General features: G+C 48.3%; 8 protein-coding genes, 4 tRNA genes and 5 rRNA genes. 9 read left to right on the top strand and 8 right to left on the bottom strand.

Annotated features, from left to right (window positions below):
* Positions 1-24: 24 nt before the first annotated feature.
* From KHN79_RS13205 to KHN79_RS13165, 9 genes are all read left to right on the top strand, one after another.
* A 23S ribosomal RNA gene (locus tag KHN79_RS13205) occupies positions 25-2,916 on the top strand.
* 92 nt (positions 2,917-3,008) lie between these two features.
* Positions 3,009-3,124 (top strand): 5S ribosomal RNA (gene rrf / locus KHN79_RS13200).
* A 318-nt stretch (positions 3,125-3,442) separates the two neighbouring features.
* Positions 3,443-4,995: ribosomal RNA gene (locus KHN79_RS13195) — 16S ribosomal RNA — on the top strand.
* Positions 4,996-5,085: 90 nt separating this feature from the next.
* Positions 5,086-5,161 (top strand) — tRNA-Glu (locus tag KHN79_RS13190).
* A gap of 2 nt (positions 5,162-5,163) precedes the next feature.
* Positions 5,164-5,239 (top strand) — tRNA-Lys (locus KHN79_RS13185).
* 30 nt (positions 5,240-5,269) lie between these two features.
* A tRNA-Val gene (locus KHN79_RS13180) sits at positions 5,270-5,345 on the top strand.
* Between the two features lie 321 nt (positions 5,346-5,666).
* Positions 5,667-8,558, top strand: a 23S ribosomal RNA gene (locus KHN79_RS13175).
* Positions 8,559-8,650: 92 nt separating this feature from the next.
* Positions 8,651-8,766 (top strand): 5S ribosomal RNA (rrf, locus tag KHN79_RS13170).
* Together the 16S, 23S and 5S rRNA genes with 4 tRNA genes alongside form the textbook arrangement of a ribosomal RNA operon.
* Before the next feature lie 44 nt (positions 8,767-8,810).
* A tRNA-Asp gene (locus tag KHN79_RS13165) sits at positions 8,811-8,887 on the top strand.
* Between the two features lie 528 nt (positions 8,888-9,415).
* Here KHN79_RS13165 and KHN79_RS13160 read toward each other — a convergent pair.
* The 8 genes from KHN79_RS13160 to acs form a co-directional block, all read right to left on the bottom strand.
* A complete protein-coding gene (locus tag KHN79_RS13160; RefSeq protein ID WP_182011326.1) occupies positions 9,416-10,405 on the bottom strand; it encodes a sensor domain-containing diguanylate cyclase in 990 nt (329 codons plus the stop codon).
* Positions 10,406-10,783: 378 nt separating this feature from the next.
* Complete coding sequence (gene fis / locus KHN79_RS13155) at positions 10,784-11,080, bottom strand: DNA-binding transcriptional regulator Fis (RefSeq protein WP_000462885.1); 297 nt, start codon at positions 11,078-11,080, stop codon at positions 10,784-10,786.
* A 23-nt stretch (positions 11,081-11,103) separates the two neighbouring features.
* Positions 11,104-12,072 carry a tRNA dihydrouridine synthase DusB gene (dusB, locus tag KHN79_RS13150; protein ID WP_182011327.1) on the bottom strand — a complete coding sequence of 323 codons (969 nt, stop codon included), beginning with the start codon at positions 12,070-12,072 and terminating at the stop codon, positions 11,104-11,106.
* 139 nt (positions 12,073-12,211) lie between these two features.
* The gene (gene prmA, locus KHN79_RS13145) at positions 12,212-13,099 is read right to left on the bottom strand and encodes a 50S ribosomal protein L11 methyltransferase (protein WP_182011328.1); all 888 of its coding nucleotides are present in this window, start codon (positions 13,097-13,099) and stop codon (positions 12,212-12,214) included.
* 165 nt (positions 13,100-13,264) lie between these two features.
* On the bottom strand, positions 13,265-14,608 hold the full coding sequence (gene accC / locus KHN79_RS13140) for an acetyl-CoA carboxylase biotin carboxylase subunit (protein ID WP_182011329.1): 1,344 nt from the start codon (positions 14,606-14,608) through the stop codon (positions 13,265-13,267).
* A gap of 14 nt (positions 14,609-14,622) precedes the next feature.
* Positions 14,623-15,078: an acetyl-CoA carboxylase biotin carboxyl carrier protein gene (gene accB, locus KHN79_RS13135; protein WP_182011330.1), complete on the bottom strand. Its 456-nt coding sequence runs from the start codon at positions 15,076-15,078 to the stop codon at positions 14,623-14,625.
* A gap of 60 nt (positions 15,079-15,138) precedes the next feature.
* Positions 15,139-15,588, bottom strand: coding sequence for a type II 3-dehydroquinate dehydratase (gene aroQ, locus KHN79_RS13130; RefSeq protein ID WP_182011331.1), 450 nt, complete (start codon positions 15,586-15,588; stop codon positions 15,139-15,141).
* Between the two features lie 300 nt (positions 15,589-15,888).
* Positions 15,889-17,838 (bottom strand): acetate--CoA ligase, encoded by a 1,950-nt coding sequence (acs, locus tag KHN79_RS13125; protein WP_182011332.1) that lies wholly within the window; start codon positions 17,836-17,838, stop codon positions 15,889-15,891.
* Positions 17,839-17,994 lie beyond the last annotated feature (156 nt).

The following is a 17,994-nucleotide window of genomic DNA, read 5'->3' as shown; positions in this document are numbered from 1 at the left end:
ATTCGAAACTCCTTCGGGTTGTATGGTTAAGTGACTAAGCGTACACGGTGGATGCCTTGGCAGTCAGAGGCGATGAAGGACGTATTAACTTGCGATAAGCCCAGATTAGGCAGTAAAAGCCACTTGAGTCTGGGATTTCCGAATGGGGAAACCCACTAGCATAAGCTAGTATCGCTGCGTGAATACATAGCGCAGCGAGGCGAACCGGGGGAACTGAAACATCTAAGTACCCCGAGGAAAAGAAATCAACCGAGATTCCGAAAGTAGCGGCGAGCGAAATTGGACTAGCCCTTAAGCTTTATATGCGTTAGACGAACGGTCTGGAAAGTCCGGCGATACAGGGTGATAGCCCCGTAGTTGACAACGCACATTCAGTGAAATCGAGTAGGGCGGGACACGTGATATCCTGTCTGAATATGGGGGGACCATCCTCCAAGGCTAAATACTACTGACTGACCGATAGTGAACCAGTACCGTGAGGGAAAGGCGAAAAGAACCCCTGTGAGGGGAGTGAAATAGAACCTGAAACCGTGTACGTACAAGCAGTAGGAGCAGGCTTTGTCCTGTGACTGCGTACCTTTTGTATAATGGGTCAGCGACTTATATTCAGTGGCAAGGTTAACCATCTAGGGGAGCCGTAGGGAAACCGAGTCTTAACTGGGCGTTTTAGTCTCTGGATATAGACCCGAAACCAGGTGATCTAGCCATGGGCAGGTTGAAGGTTGAGTAACATCAACTGGAGGACCGAACCGACTAATGTTGAAAAATTAGCGGATGACTTGTGGCTAGGGGTGAAAGGCCAATCAAACCTGGAGATAGCTGGTTCTCCCCGAAAGCTATTTAGGTAGCGCCTCGGACGAATACTACTGGGGGTAGAGCACTGTTAAGGCTAGGGGGTCATCCCGACTTACCAACCCTTTGCAAACTCCGAATACCAGTAAGTACTATCCGGGAGACACACGGCGGGTGCTAACGTCCGTCGTGGAGAGGGAAACAACCCAGACCGCCAGCTAAGGTCCCAAATTACTACTAAGTGGGAAACGATGTGGGAAGGCTCAGACAGCCAGGATGTTGGCTTAGAAGCAGCCATCATTTAAAGAAAGCGTAATAGCTCACTGGTCGAGTCGGCCTGCGCGGAAGATGTAACGGGGCTAAGTAGTAAACCGAAGCTGCGGCAATATACTTTTGTATATTGGGTAGGGGAGCGTTCTGTAAGCGGTTGAAGGTGTGTGGTAACGCATGCTGGACGTATCAGAAGTGCGAATGCTGACATGAGTAACGATAAAGGGGGTGAAAAACCTCCTCGCCGGAAGACCAAGGGTTCCTGTCCAACGTTAATCGGGGCAGGGTAAGTCGACCCCTAAGGCGAGGCCGAAAGGCGTAGTCGATGGGAAACGGGTTAATATTCCCGTACTTCTTACAATTGCGATGGGGGGACGGAGAAGGCTAGGTGGGCCTGGCGACGGTTGTCCAGGTTCAAGTGCGTAGGCTTAAGAGTTAGGTAAATCCGGCTCTTTTTAAGGCTGAGACACGACGTCGAGCTACTACGGTAGTGAAGTCATTGATGCCATGCTTCCAGGAAAAGCCTCTAAGCTTCAGATTGTAAGGAATCGTACCCCAAACCGACACAGGTGGTCGGGTAGAGAATACCAAGGCGCTTGAGAGAACTCGGGTGAAGGAACTAGGCAAAATGGTACCGTAACTTCGGGAGAAGGTACGCTCTCGACGGTGAAGTCCCTCGCGGATGGAGCTATTGAGAGTCGCAGATACCAGGTGGCTGCAACTGTTTATTAAAAACACAGCACTGTGCAAAATCGTAAGATGACGTATACGGTGTGACGCCTGCCCGGTGCCGGAAGGTTAATTGATGGGGTTAGACTTCGGTCGAAGCTCTTGATCGAAGCCCCGGTAAACGGCGGCCGTAACTATAACGGTCCTAAGGTAGCGAAATTCCTTGTCGGGTAAGTTCCGACCTGCACGAATGGCGTAATGATGGCCACGCTGTCTCCACCCGAGACTCAGTGAAATTGAAATCGCTGTGAAGATGCAGTGTACCCGCGGCTAGACGGAAAGACCCCGTGAACCTTTACTACAGCTTGGCACTGAACATTGACCCTACATGTGTAGGATAGGTGGGAGGCTTTGAAGACGGTACGCCAGTATCGTTGGAGCCGTCCTTGAAATACCACCCTTGTAGTGTTGATGTTCTAACGTTGACCCCTTATCGGGGTTACGGACAGTGCCTGGTGGGTAGTTTGACTGGGGCGGTCTCCTCCCAAAGAGTAACGGAGGAGCACGAAGGTGGGCTAATCACGGTTGGACATCGTGAGGTTAGTGCAATGGCATAAGCCCGCTTGACTGCGAGAATGACAATTCGAGCAGGTGCGAAAGCAGGTCATAGTGATCCGGTGGTTCTGAATGGAAGGGCCATCGCTCAACGGATAAAAGGTACTCCGGGGATAACAGGCTGATACCGCCCAAGAGTTCATATCGACGGCGGTGTTTGGCACCTCGATGTCGGCTCATCACATCCTGGGGCTGAAGTCGGTCCCAAGGGTATGGCTGTTCGCCATTTAAAGTGGTACGCGAGCTGGGTTTAGAACGTCGTGAGACAGTTCGGTCCCTATCTGCCGTGGGCGTTGGAGAATTGAAAGGGGCTGCTCCTAGTACGAGAGGACCGGAGTGGACGAACCTCTGGTGTTCGGGTTGTGTCGCCAGACGCATTGCCCGGTAGCTAAGTTCGGAATTGATAACCGCTGAAAGCATCTAAGCGGGAAGCAAGCCTTGAGATGAGTTCTCCCTGATACTTTAAGTATCCTAAAGGGTTGTCGTAGACTACGACGTTGATAGGCAGGGTGTGTAAGCGTTGTGAGGCGTTGAGCTAACCTGTACTAATTGCCCGTGAGGCTTAACCATACAACACCCAAGGGGTTTTGATGGACTCAATAAAAGAACATTGAATGTGTAAGAACGAGAATTAAAAACAGCTTTCCGAATTAAAGAATTTGCTTGGCGGCCATAGCGTTTTGGACCCACCTGATTCCATTCCGAACTCAGAAGTGAAACAAAACAGCGCCGATGGTAGTGTGGGGCTTCCCCATGTGAGAGTAGGACATCGCCAGGCTTTAATTTCGACTTTGCTTATGATTTAAGCAAGTCACCATAGGGTTCTGAAGTTTTTCAGAATTTTATGTTGACTTTCAAAGTGGAAAGCGTATTATACGCACCTCGCTTACGTGCTAAGGCACTGAAAGCCAAGCTCTTTAACAATATAGACCTATCAATCTGTGTGGGCACTCGTTGATGATAATCCAATTCGATACTTCGGTATCAAATTAGGTTTCAATGATACGAAGTGACCATTGAATCTTCGGATTCAGCACAGTCAATTCAAACATTACTTTATGTAATGTTCAGTATTCATTGAGCCGAACAAAATCTTAAATTGAAGAGTTTGATCATGGCTCAGATTGAACGCTGGCGGCAGGCCTAACACATGCAAGTCGAGCGGAAACGAGTTATCTGAACCTTCGGGGAACGATAACGGCGTCGAGCGGCGGACGGGTGAGTAATGCCTAGGAAATTGCCCTGATGTGGGGGATAACCATTGGAAACGATGGCTAATACCGCATGATGCCTTCGGGCCAAAGAGGGGGACCTTCGGGCCTCTCGCGTCAGGATATGCCTAGGTGGGATTAGCTAGTTGGTGAGGTAAGGGCTCACCAAGGCGACGATCCCTAGCTGGTCTGAGAGGATGATCAGCCACACTGGAACTGAGACACGGTCCAGACTCCTACGGGAGGCAGCAGTGGGGAATATTGCACAATGGGCGCAAGCCTGATGCAGCCATGCCGCGTGTGTGAAGAAGGCCTTCGGGTTGTAAAGCACTTTCAGTCGTGAGGAAGGTAGTGTAGTTAATAGCTGCATTATTTGACGTTAGCGACAGAAGAAGCACCGGCTAACTCCGTGCCAGCAGCCGCGGTAATACGGAGGGTGCGAGCGTTAATCGGAATTACTGGGCGTAAAGCGCATGCAGGTGGTTTGTTAAGTCAGATGTGAAAGCCCGGGGCTCAACCTCGGAATTGCATTTGAAACTGGCAGACTAGAGTACTGTAGAGGGGGGTAGAATTTCAGGTGTAGCGGTGAAATGCGTAGAGATCTGAAGGAATACCGGTGGCGAAGGCGGCCCCCTGGACAGATACTGACACTCAGATGCGAAAGCGTGGGGAGCAAACAGGATTAGATACCCTGGTAGTCCACGCCGTAAACGATGTCTACTTGGAGGTTGTGGCCTTGAGCCGTGGCTTTCGGAGCTAACGCGTTAAGTAGACCGCCTGGGGAGTACGGTCGCAAGATTAAAACTCAAATGAATTGACGGGGGCCCGCACAAGCGGTGGAGCATGTGGTTTAATTCGATGCAACGCGAAGAACCTTACCTACTCTTGACATCCAGAGAACTTTCCAGAGATGGATTGGTGCCTTCGGGAACTCTGAGACAGGTGCTGCATGGCTGTCGTCAGCTCGTGTTGTGAAATGTTGGGTTAAGTCCCGCAACGAGCGCAACCCTTATCCTTGTTTGCCAGCGAGTAATGTCGGGAACTCCAGGGAGACTGCCGGTGATAAACCGGAGGAAGGTGGGGACGACGTCAAGTCATCATGGCCCTTACGAGTAGGGCTACACACGTGCTACAATGGCGCATACAGAGGGCGGCCAACTTGCGAAAGTGAGCGAATCCCAAAAAGTGCGTCGTAGTCCGGATTGGAGTCTGCAACTCGACTCCATGAAGTCGGAATCGCTAGTAATCGTGGATCAGAATGCCACGGTGAATACGTTCCCGGGCCTTGTACACACCGCCCGTCACACCATGGGAGTGGGCTGCAAAAGAAGTAGGTAGTTTAACCTTCGGGGGGACGCTTACCACTTTGTGGTTCATGACTGGGGTGAAGTCGTAACAAGGTAGCGCTAGGGGAACCTGGCGCTGGATCACCTCCTTATACGATGATTACTCACGATGAGTGTCCACACAGATTGATATGGTTTATGAAGTTTAAGAGATAGAACATCCCCCAAGATGTTCACTTAGTGTCCCGTTCGTCTAGAGGCCTAGGACACCGCCCTTTCACGGCGGTAACAGGGGTTCGACTCCCCTACGGGATACCATTGGGTCGTTAGCTCAGTTGGTAGAGCAGTTGACTTTTAATCAATTGGTCGCAGGTTCGAATCCTGCACGACCCACCATTCTTCTCCACGAAGAATCAAAACTTATGTGGGCGATTAGCTCAGTTGGGAGAGCACCTGCCTTACAAGCAGGGGGTCACTGGTTCGAGCCCGGTATCGCCCACCATTCTCTAAGTATTTTTGGAATATAATGTCCAAACCAGAGCAAGCAATTGATACTGGTTGGAATTTTTGACGCCGAAAGTCTTTAGAAAATGTACTTCCTCGTGAAGAAACATAGCTCTTTAACAATTTGGAAAGCTGACAAAATAATCTTTAAGATTATTTGTAAAGTTCTCAAAGTATTCCTAACGGAATACAACTAACAACACATTCAAGTGTTCTTGGAATTTGAGTCCGGCAAAATCGAAAGCTGTCTCGCTCATTCAAATAATGAGACAGCAACTTTGGTTGTTTAACTTCAATTCGAAACTCCTTCGGGTTGTATGGTTAAGTGACTAAGCGTACACGGTGGATGCCTTGGCAGTCAGAGGCGATGAAGGACGTATTAACTTGCGATAAGCCCAGATTAGGCAGTAAAAGCCACTTGAGTCTGGGATTTCCGAATGGGGAAACCCACTAGCATAAGCTAGTATCGCTGCGTGAATACATAGCGCAGCGAGGCGAACCGGGGGAACTGAAACATCTAAGTACCCCGAGGAAAAGAAATCAACCGAGATTCCGAAAGTAGCGGCGAGCGAAATTGGACTAGCCCTTAAGCTTTATATGCGTTAGACGAACGGTCTGGAAAGTCCGGCGATACAGGGTGATAGCCCCGTAGTTGACAACGCACATTCAGTGAAATCGAGTAGGGCGGGACACGTGATATCCTGTCTGAATATGGGGGGACCATCCTCCAAGGCTAAATACTACTGACTGACCGATAGTGAACCAGTACCGTGAGGGAAAGGCGAAAAGAACCCCTGTGAGGGGAGTGAAATAGAACCTGAAACCGTGTACGTACAAGCAGTAGGAGCAGGCTTTGTCCTGTGACTGCGTACCTTTTGTATAATGGGTCAGCGACTTATATTCAGTGGCAAGGTTAACCATCTAGGGGAGCCGTAGGGAAACCGAGTCTTAACTGGGCGTTTTAGTCTCTGGATATAGACCCGAAACCAGGTGATCTAGCCATGGGCAGGTTGAAGGTTGAGTAACATCAACTGGAGGACCGAACCGACTAATGTTGAAAAATTAGCGGATGACTTGTGGCTAGGGGTGAAAGGCCAATCAAACCTGGAGATAGCTGGTTCTCCCCGAAAGCTATTTAGGTAGCGCCTCGGACGAATACTACTGGGGGTAGAGCACTGTTAAGGCTAGGGGGTCATCCCGACTTACCAACCCTTTGCAAACTCCGAATACCAGTAAGTACTATCCGGGAGACACACGGCGGGTGCTAACGTCCGTCGTGGAGAGGGAAACAACCCAGACCGCCAGCTAAGGTCCCAAATTACTACTAAGTGGGAAACGATGTGGGAAGGCTCAGACAGCCAGGATGTTGGCTTAGAAGCAGCCATCATTTAAAGAAAGCGTAATAGCTCACTGGTCGAGTCGGCCTGCGCGGAAGATGTAACGGGGCTAAGTAGTAAACCGAAGCTGCGGCAATATACTTTTGTATATTGGGTAGGGGAGCGTTCTGTAAGCGGTTGAAGGTGTGTGGTAACGCATGCTGGACGTATCAGAAGTGCGAATGCTGACATGAGTAACGATAAAGGGGGTGAAAAACCTCCTCGCCGGAAGACCAAGGGTTCCTGTCCAACGTTAATCGGGGCAGGGTAAGTCGACCCCTAAGGCGAGGCCGAAAGGCGTAGTCGATGGGAAACGGGTTAATATTCCCGTACTTCTTACAATTGCGATGGGGGGACGGAGAAGGCTAGGTGGGCCTGGCGACGGTTGTCCAGGTTCAAGTGCGTAGGCTTAAGAGTTAGGTAAATCCGGCTCTTTTTAAGGCTGAGACACGACGTCGAGCTACTACGGTAGTGAAGTCATTGATGCCATGCTTCCAGGAAAAGCCTCTAAGCTTCAGATTGTAAGGAATCGTACCCCAAACCGACACAGGTGGTCGGGTAGAGAATACCAAGGCGCTTGAGAGAACTCGGGTGAAGGAACTAGGCAAAATGGTACCGTAACTTCGGGAGAAGGTACGCTCTCGACGGTGAAGTCCCTCGCGGATGGAGCTATTGAGAGTCGCAGATACCAGGTGGCTGCAACTGTTTATTAAAAACACAGCACTGTGCAAAATCGTAAGATGACGTATACGGTGTGACGCCTGCCCGGTGCCGGAAGGTTAATTGATGGGGTTAGACTTCGGTCGAAGCTCTTGATCGAAGCCCCGGTAAACGGCGGCCGTAACTATAACGGTCCTAAGGTAGCGAAATTCCTTGTCGGGTAAGTTCCGACCTGCACGAATGGCGTAATGATGGCCACGCTGTCTCCACCCGAGACTCAGTGAAATTGAAATCGCTGTGAAGATGCAGTGTACCCGCGGCTAGACGGAAAGACCCCGTGAACCTTTACTACAGCTTGGCACTGAACATTGACCCTACATGTGTAGGATAGGTGGGAGGCTTTGAAGACGGTACGCCAGTATCGTTGGAGCCGTCCTTGAAATACCACCCTTGTAGTGTTGATGTTCTAACGTTGACCCCTTATCGGGGTTACGGACAGTGCCTGGTGGGTAGTTTGACTGGGGCGGTCTCCTCCCAAAGAGTAACGGAGGAGCACGAAGGTGGGCTAATCACGGTTGGACATCGTGAGGTTAGTGCAATGGCATAAGCCCGCTTGACTGCGAGAATGACAATTCGAGCAGGTGCGAAAGCAGGTCATAGTGATCCGGTGGTTCTGAATGGAAGGGCCATCGCTCAACGGATAAAAGGTACTCCGGGGATAACAGGCTGATACCGCCCAAGAGTTCATATCGACGGCGGTGTTTGGCACCTCGATGTCGGCTCATCACATCCTGGGGCTGAAGTCGGTCCCAAGGGTATGGCTGTTCGCCATTTAAAGTGGTACGCGAGCTGGGTTTAGAACGTCGTGAGACAGTTCGGTCCCTATCTGCCGTGGGCGTTGGAGAATTGAAAGGGGCTGCTCCTAGTACGAGAGGACCGGAGTGGACGAACCTCTGGTGTTCGGGTTGTGTCGCCAGACGCATTGCCCGGTAGCTAAGTTCGGAATTGATAACCGCTGAAAGCATCTAAGCGGGAAGCAAGCCTTGAGATGAGTTCTCCCTGATACTTTAAGTATCCTAAAGGGTTGTCGTAGACTACGACGTTGATAGGCAGGGTGTGTAAGCGTTGTGAGGCGTTGAGCTAACCTGTACTAATTGCCCGTGAGGCTTAACCATACAACACCCAAGGGGTTTTGATGGACTCAATGAAAGAACATTGAATGTGTAAGAACGAGAATTAAAAACAGCTTTCCAGATTAAAGAATTTGCTTGGCGGCCATAGCGTTTTGGACCCACCTGATTCCATTCCGAACTCAGAAGTGAAACAAAACAGCGCCGATGGTAGTGTGGGGTTTCCCCATGTGAGAGTAGGACATCGCCAGGCTTTAAATTATGGACATTCGTTGTAATAACGGGTGATACCACTGCGGAGTGGTAGTTCAGTTGGTTAGAATACCGGCCTGTCACGCCGGGGGTCGCGGGTTCGAGTCCCGTCCACTCCGCCACTTATACTAAGCCCGAGTCGAAAGACTCGGGCTTTTTTACGTTTGAAGTTTGGGGGGAACGGAGAAATATCCTTGATTTTATCTGAAATGTGTTCTGATCCTAAGCTCTGGTACATATAGCTATTTTTTAATGCTCTGATCCCGATTAATCAGTGACTCGCCCTTTTCTCTGGCATCATCAAATTACTCACAGATAAGCTTCTCTGCTAACGGCTCTAAAGCGTTATACTCCGAAACCTATTCAAAACTGCTAAGACGTATCTAAGAGCAAACCACCTCATGTCTCATCAAATATCTACTTGTCTATCTTGATGAGTATTTTCAAGTTGTATTCTTTAAAATCGTACTGTGATGCGTGAAGTTACTTAGGGTCTTTGTCTATGACCAGAATTTTTTGAATGTCTATTGATTGGGCTAAGGAACGCTATCTAAAGTGGGAGAGTGATTTAAGACAAGGGATTGATGTTGTGCTTCGCTTTATTGCATTAAAAGGCCAAAGAAGCTCTTAGAGGCTGGAATTATAAATCTCTATGATACTCTTCGTATTTTTAGATGCCCTGCTCTGTACAGTTTTAGATCCGGCAGGTTCTCGTGGAATAAAGTCACCTGATTTCTCCCGGAGTCTTTTGAGTAGTACATAGCTTTATCGGCATCTACTAGTAACTCTTTGGCTTGTGAGCGCTGTGGGCTCAACTCTGCCACACCTATACTTACTGTAGTATTAATCTCTGTACCATCTACGTAACATGTAGTCTGCTGTATTGCGTGGCGAATGCGCTCGGCCACTTTATAAGCTTGAATTGCGCTTGTGTTCTCCAGGATGACTGCAAATTCTTCACCGCCTAACCTGCCGATGAGATCTTCATCGCCGATACAATCCTGACAAACCTGAGCAATACGGGTTATAACCTCATCTCCGGAGAAATGCCCAACCTGGTCATTAATCTCTTTGAAGTGATCAATATCGATCATCAGGCAAGATAGTATCTTTGAGTATTTTGTATGAGCGTCGATGCTGGTGTCGAAACTAGTTAGAAATGCCCTGCGATTAAGTACACCTGTGAGCTCGTCAGTCTCGGAAAGCAGTTTTAAGCGCTGCTCTAAGAGGTGAGTTCTGGTGATATCACGTACTGACCATATCACTAATTTATTTTCTTCGCCGGACTGCTCTATGGGTTTGATAATGGCTTCGAACCATGTTTCTTCAGGGTTCTCAAGCGCCTCCAGTTCTTGGATCGGAAGGAGTAAATGATCCTGAAGTGCGATGCTGTACTTTACAACTTTAGTTTCGTTATCGCGAATAACATCATGGATATGAGCGACTAATTCAGCGGCCTTGCCCGGTGAAAATACATCACACAAATGCAGGCCAGTGTAGCTTTTGGCACTAAAATTACTCGACTGGTACGTACCACCAAAGCTTTCAACATACCGCCCGTTACTATCGAGGATAAATACATGATCGGGTAGGGTATCTAAAATGACTTTATGCCAATCTTCCCCTTTTATATTGATCATGTGATTAGTCCTTTAAAATTTTGTAAGTTATTGATTATATATATTTGAATCAACTAAATATTGAACGAAGATCACATTATTATTAATGTTTCAGTAATGTTGTTATGTTGTTGGTTTGAAAGGAGTCTCTGTCGAAGGAACAGTAATGCTGTTTTATTAGAAAATGAGAAAGGGCATTACTTGCTACGAGTCGATACCGCAGCCTGTATCATCTTCTCGCACTGAAAGGAGTTATACGACTCTAGATTGTCTCTGTAAACGTAATAGGAAGCCTTATGGAGTGCTTAGAGGCTAGATAGAAAGGCTATTAGCTATTAGATAAAGAAAAGCCGCTACCAAAGGTAACGGCTCGTTCTTAAATAACTTTTAATTACGGTCTTAGTTCATGCCGTATTTTTTTAGTTTCTTGCGAAGAGTACCGCGGTTGATACCCATCATAGTCGCTGCGCGAGTCTGGTTACCGCGAGTGTACTGCATGATGGTATCTAATAATGGCTGTTCAACTTCAGCTAGAACTAATTCATATAGTTCTGTTACTTCCTGGCCATTTAGCTGAGCAAGGTAGTTTTTAAGAGACGCTTTAACAGAGTCACGTAAAGGCTTCTGAGTAATCTGGTCTTGTGACGTTACTGTAGTTACTGTTAATGCTTCTGAAGTCAGATTTTGTTCGAACATATTCGGTCTAGCTCTTCTCTTAATTATGATGCAACGTTATCAAAATAACCTTCTAACGCCTCAATTTGCAGCGGAGCTGCCTCGATAGCGTTGAAGGTACGGCGAAACTCACTCGCCTGCTCATGCTCTTTCAGATACCAACCTACGTGCTTACGCGCGATACGCGGTCCAAGGTACTCTCCATAGAATTCATGCAGAGCATTCACATGACCAAGCATAATGGTTTTCACTTCCTGTGCTGGAAGCTCATCCATTGTGGTGCCGTTTTCCAAAAAGTGATGGATTTCCTGGAAAATCCAAGGACGACCCTGGGCAGGGCGTCCAATCATTAAAGCGTCCGCACCGGTGTACTCCAGTACAAATTTGGCTTTCTCCGGGCTATCGATATCACCGTTCGCGATAACCGGAATTGAAATCGCCTCTTTTACCGCTTTAATGCTGTCGTATTCGGCCTCACCTTTGTACATACATGCTTTAGTTCTGCCGTGCAGTGCAAGAGCTTGTATGCCGCAGTCTTCGGCTAATTTAGCGATTTGGAGACAGTTTTTATTTTCTGTATCCCAGCCTGTCCGGGTCTTTAACGTTACAGGAACGTCAACCGCATTCACTACCGCTTTCAAAATCTCTTCGATAATGTTCGGGTATTGAAGCAGTGCAGAGCCCGCCAGCTTTTTATTCACTTTCTTTGCTGGGCAGCCCATGTTGATATCGATGATTTGCGCACCGTTTTCAACACTGAATTGAGCTGCATCCGCCATAAGCTGTGGATCGGAACCGGCAATCTGTACAGAGCGAACGCCCGATTCGCCTTCATGTACCATGCGCTGTTTCGACTTCGACGTTTTCCATAGTTTTGGGTTAGCAGACATCATTTCACTGACCGCCATTCCCGCACCATAACGAAGACACAACTCGCGGAACGGTCTATCCGTTACACCAGCCATTGGGGCTACGATTAGATTGTTCTTAAGTTGATAGTTTCCGATTTTCAAAACGTCATCACAGTTCTGTACTAGCAAGGGCGCGCATTTTACGCATTTTTTTACTGCGTGAAAAGACTAATATTTGAGCATTTACAAATTGTTTTTGTAAATTGTATGAATTTCAAACAATTAGCCTTTAAATCCTTGTCTAGCCTTGCTTACGACCAGAGATGCGACACCACTCGTTTTGCTCGGTGATTGGATCAATGTGAAGCTCGTCACGATAGTAGTTAGCGACGTCTTCTGCCTGAGTGTCCAAAACGCCGGACATAGCAAGGTCACCATTTGGTTTAACCAGACCTTTAATCACAGGAGCAAGTTCACGCAGTGGACCCGCAAGAATGTTGGCGACAACTACGTCAGCGATCAGTCCTTCGGGCTGATTTTGCGGCAAGTAAACCTCAAGTTGATCTGTGACGCCGTTGCGCTCAGCGTTGTCACGAGAGGCTTGTAGCGCTTGAGGATCAATGTCGATCCCGATAACTTTCTCTGCGCCCAGTTTGATCGCAGCGATCGCCAGAATGCCAGAGCCACAGCCAAAGTCGATAACTGTCTTACCTGTCAGATCAAGTCCCTCTAGCCACTCCAGACAAAGCGCTGTCGTTGGGTGAGTACCTGTACCAAATGCAAGCCCTGGATCGAGCATTACATTTACTGCGTCTGGCTCAGGGATGTCACGCCAGCTTGGACAAATCCATAGACGCTCACCAAATTTCATCGGATGGAAGTTTTCCATCCACTCGCGTTCCCAGTCTTTATCTTCCAGCTGTTCTACTTTGTAAGCAAAATCGTCCGCAAGCATGCTACTTGCTTTGATCTGGTCGATGATGAAGCTAGTGTCGGCTTCTGCATCGTAGAGTGCCAGAATGTCAGTATCGCCCCATAAACGAGTTTCACCAGGGAGAGGCTCGAATACAGGTGTATCCTGCGCGTCCAGGAACGTTACAGACAGCGCACCGGTCTCTTCCATTAGCATGTCGCCGATTTGCTCAGCGTTTTCATTGGTCGCGTTGAGTTTGATTTGAATCCAAGGCATGGGGTTTTTGCTCTTACAGTAAATGAAGTGGCGCAGAGTTTAACAGAACTCAGCGATTTGTTTGAGTATATACCCAAATAAGCTTGTTATCCGTCGGAGGCCGAAGGGCTATACAAACAAAAATGCCCACAAAATGTGGGCATTTTTCAGGAGTACTACTGAGGCTTATTGCAGGCCTAGTTTCTTCTCTAGGTAGTGAATGTTCGCACCGCCGTGTTGGAAGTTCTCATCATTCATGATTGAGACCTGAAGAGGCACGTTGGTTTTGATACCTTCGATGATCATCTCACCCAGTGCATTTTTCATACGTGCAATCGCTACGTCACGGTTCTCACCGTAAGTAATCAGTTTACCAATCATTGAATCGTAATGAGGTGGTACTGAGTAACCAGTGTAGATGTGTGATTCCCAGCGAACGCCCATACCACCTGGCGTGTGTAAGCGCTCAATCTTACCCGGAGATGGCAGGAAGCGCTCTGGGTCTTCAGCGTTGATACGACATTCGATAGCATGACCGCGGATCTTAATGTCATCCTGAGTGAATGACAGAGGCTGACCAGCAGCAACACGAAGCTGCTCTTTGATCAGGTCGATACCTGTAACCATCTCTGTTACCGGGTGCTCTACCTGAATACGAGTGTTCATTTCGATGAAGTAGAACTCACCGTTCTCGTATAGGAATTCGAATGTACCTGCGCCGCGGTAACCAATTTCAAGACATGCACGAGTACAACGTTCACCGATGTACTTACGCATCTCTTCAGTAATGCCCGGAGCTGGTGCTTCTTCCACAACTTTCTGGTGACGACGCTGCATAGAACAGTCACGCTCGCCTAGGTGAATTGCACCACCTTGGCCGTCAGCAATAACCTGAACTTCAACGTGACGTGGGTTTTCCAGGAATTTCTCCATGTAAACCATGTCGTTGTTGAATGCTGCTTTTGCTTCTGCGCGTGTCATAGCAATCGCCTGGACCAGGTCTTTTTCAGCACGGACAACGCGCATACCACGACCGCCGCCGCCGCCAGATGCTTTAATGATGACAGGGTAGCCGATGCGTTTAGCGTGAGCTTTGTTCTTGTCTTCATCGTTATCCAGCGGGCCGTCAGAGCCAGGTACACATGGAACGCCAGCTTTCTTCATTGCAGTGATAGCAGATACCTTGTCACCCATGATGCGGATTGTTTCCGCTTTAGGGCCAACAAAGATGAATCCGCTGCGTTCAACTTGCTCTGCGAAATCTGCGTTTTCTGACAGAAAGCCGTAACCTGGGTGGATAGCTACTGCACCCGTTACTTCTGCCGCAGATATGATGCGCGGAATATTCAGGTAGCTGTCGATACCACGGGCAGGACCGATACATACGGTTTCATCTGCAAGCAGTACGTGCTTAAGATCGCGGTCTGCTGTTGAGTGAACCGCAACGGTCTTAATACCTAACTCTTTACAAGCGCGAAGAATACGAAGTGCAATTTCACCTCGGTTCGCAATGACAACTTTGTCTAGCATAAGGCAAGCCTCGCTTATTCGATTACAACTAGAGGTTGGTCGAATTCAACTGGGTGGCCGTCTTCAACTAAGATTGCTGTAACAACGCCAGATTTGTCAGCTTCGATTTGGTTCATCATCTTCATTGCTTCAACGATGCACAGTGTGTCACCAGCGTTAACTTTCTGGCCGACTTCTACGAATGCTTTCGCGTCAGGGCTTGGTGAACGGTAGAATGTACCAACCATTGGAGAAAGAACTTGGTGACCCGCAGGTACTGCCGCCGCTGGAGCATCAGCTGCTGGTGCTTCTGCTACCGGAGCTGCCACTGGAGCAGGTGCTGCCGGAGCCGCTGCGTAGTGAACTGGAGCCGGAGCCGGAGCGCCGTGACGACTGATGCGTACTGACTCTTCACCTTCAGAAATTTCTAGCTCAGCAATGCCAGACTCTTCAACTAACTCAATTAGCTTTTTGATTTTACGAATATCCATCTTTTCTTTCTCTTTTATCTTGTGATTAAGACAACCCGGTAGGGTTGCAGAGTGTTAGGGTTACTTTGCCTGCAGCTTGTTAATTGCAGCAGACAGAGCGAATTCATAACCTTGTGCACCCAGACCGCAAATCACACCTTCTGCTTTATCTGACAGATAAGAGTGATGGCGAAACGGCTCACGTGCATGCACGTTAGACAGGTGCACCTCGATAAATGGGATGGCGACGCCAAGTAATGCATCTCTCAGTGCTACACTTGTATGAGTGAAAGCAGCTGGATTGATGATGATGAAGTCAATCTTGCCGTAAGCGGCATGAATGGCTTCAATCAGTTCGTACTCACGATTTGACTGTAGATGTTCCAGTTCCACCTCTGCTTTGCAGGCTTGCTCCGTTAGGGCGTCCACAATTTGTGCTAGAGTGCTGTTACCGTAGTGTGTCGGTTCGCGCAGACCTAATAGGTTGATATTTGGTCCGTTTAGAACAAGAATCCGTGACTTTGCAGACATTATGTTGCTATCTTCCCTTATCGTGAGTAGAACGTTTATATTCCCAAATATCTGATATTTCAGCACGACTTTTTTGTTTAAATCGTACTGAATTTGAAAAAACGACCAAGATTATAGCTAATTCACAGCAATTAGCAGCAATTTACTGGTCTAATCTCCCTTTGACCCACTTTGTTTCTGTAACCAAGTTAACAAAAACAACATAATAACCATGTCAGAGGTGTGTTTAATTTGTGTACAAAAGTAAAAAACCGCCATCACTGATGGCGGTTTTTTTATTTTATTTAAAGTCTGACAGGTTTATACCAGTTCTGCTTTCTCTGCGATGAGCTTGTCTACTACGCTTGGATCGGCAAGCGTTGAGGTGTCGCCAAGATTGCTGGTATCGCCAGTAGCAATCTTACGCAGAATTCGACGCATGATCTTACCAGAACGAGTCTTAGGTAAGGAATCCGTCCAGTGCAGTACATCTGGTGTTGCGATAGGACCAATCTCTTTACGCACCCAGTCTTTCACCTCTTTGTGCAGCTCCGCAGACGGGAACTCACCATCAATTAGTGTGATGTAAGCGTAAATAGCCTGACCTTTGATGTCGTGTGGGATACCCACAATCGCTGCTTCAGCAATCTTATGGTGCGCGACCAGTGCAGATTCAATTTCAGCAGTACCCATGCGGTGTCCTGACACGTTCAGTACGTCATCTACGCGGCCAGTGATCCAGTAGTAACCGTCTTCATCACGGCGAGCGCCGTCACCGGTAAAGTACATACCTTTGAAGGTTGAGAAGTAGGTTTGCTCAAAGCGGTCGTGATCACCATAAACGGTACGCATCTGACCCGGCCATGAATCGAGGATGACCAAATTACCTTCGGTCGCACCTTCAATCACGTTGCCCATATTGTCCACAAGCGCTGGCTGAACACCGAAGAAAGGACGAGTTGCAGATCCTGGCTTAAGGTCTGTCGCGCCAGGTAGCGGCGTGATCAGAATACCGCCGGTTTCCGTTTGCCACCAGGTATCTACAATTGGTGATTTCTCGTTACCGATAGTTTTGTAGTACCACTCCCAAGCTTCTGGGTTAATTGGTTCGCCTACCGAGCCCATAATACGCAGGCTATCACGAGTAGTGCCTTCAACCGCTTCGTTACCTTTCGCCATCAGTGCGCGGATCGCGGTTGGTGCAGTGTAGAGAATGTTGACCTGATGTTTATCAACCACTTCGCTCATGCGGCTTGTGCTCGGGTAGTTAGGCACACCTTCGAACAGAATCGTTTTAGCGCCGTTAGCAAGCGGGCCGTAGATCAGGTAAGTGTGACCAGTGATCCAGCCCACATCCGCTGTACACCAGAAAGTTTCACCAGGCTGGTAGTCAAACACATATTTAAACGTCATTGCCGCGTAAACCAGGTAGCCGCCTGTAGTGTGAAGAACACCTTTTGGTTTACCGGTTGAGCCGGAAGTGTACAGAATGAATAGCGGGTCTTCTGCGCTCATCTCTTCCGGAGGACATACGTCAGAGGCTTTTGCAGTCGCTTCATGCCACCAGACATCACGGTGATCATGCCACTCAACGTCACCACCTGTGCGTTTTAACACAACCACTTTGCTGATGGTTTTTACTTCCGGGTTAGTCAGTGCTTCATCAACGTTCTTTTTCAATGGAACCGCGCGGCCACCACGAACGCCCTCATCTGCGGTAATGACCACTTTCGCGTCTGAGTCGATAATACGGCCGGAAAGTGCTTCAGGTGAGAAACCGCCGAAAACCACAGTATGAACGGCACCGATACGGGTACAGGCCAGCATTGCGATTGCGGCTTCAGGAACCATCGGCATGTAAAGACATACCACGTCGCCTTTACGTACGCCTTGATCTTTCAGTGCGTTAGAGAATTTACATACTTCTTTATGCAGTTGATTAAAAGTCAGTGTTTTGTCGTCTGCCGGGTCATCGCCTTCCCAGATGATTGCTACGTCGTCGCCGCGTTCTGCCAGATGGCGGTCAATACAGTTTGCTGACACGTTAAGTGTGCCGTCTTCAAACCAGCGAATGTCGACGTGACCGGTATCGAAAGAGGTACTTTTTACTTTTGTGAAAGGTTTGATCCAATCAACAATTTTGCCGTGCTCGCTCCAGAAGCCTTCTGGATTGGTCACCGACTGCTGATACATGGCTAGGTAAGTGTCATTATCCGCATGTGTATGAGTTTTAATGTTTTCTTTTACCGGATAAATGTGCGCTTCGCTCATGGCTTCTCTCCTTGTGCCTTAATTTCTCAGCCTTACACTAATCTGCATAAGACTTTGAACCTTTACTGTGCAGGGCTGTTAACTCGTTTTAAACAGGCAGTTATCTCAGCAACGACCTTGTGCCTATAACTGTCCGTCACAGCGCGTGTTTCCACA

It is taken from the genome of Vibrio sp. B1FLJ16, from assembly GCF_905175385.1.
Taxonomy (GTDB): domain Bacteria; phylum Pseudomonadota; class Gammaproteobacteria; order Enterobacterales; family Vibrionaceae; genus Vibrio.
The sequence above is the reverse complement of the archived record's forward strand: the minus strand, read 5'-3'. Positions and strand labels throughout refer to the sequence as shown.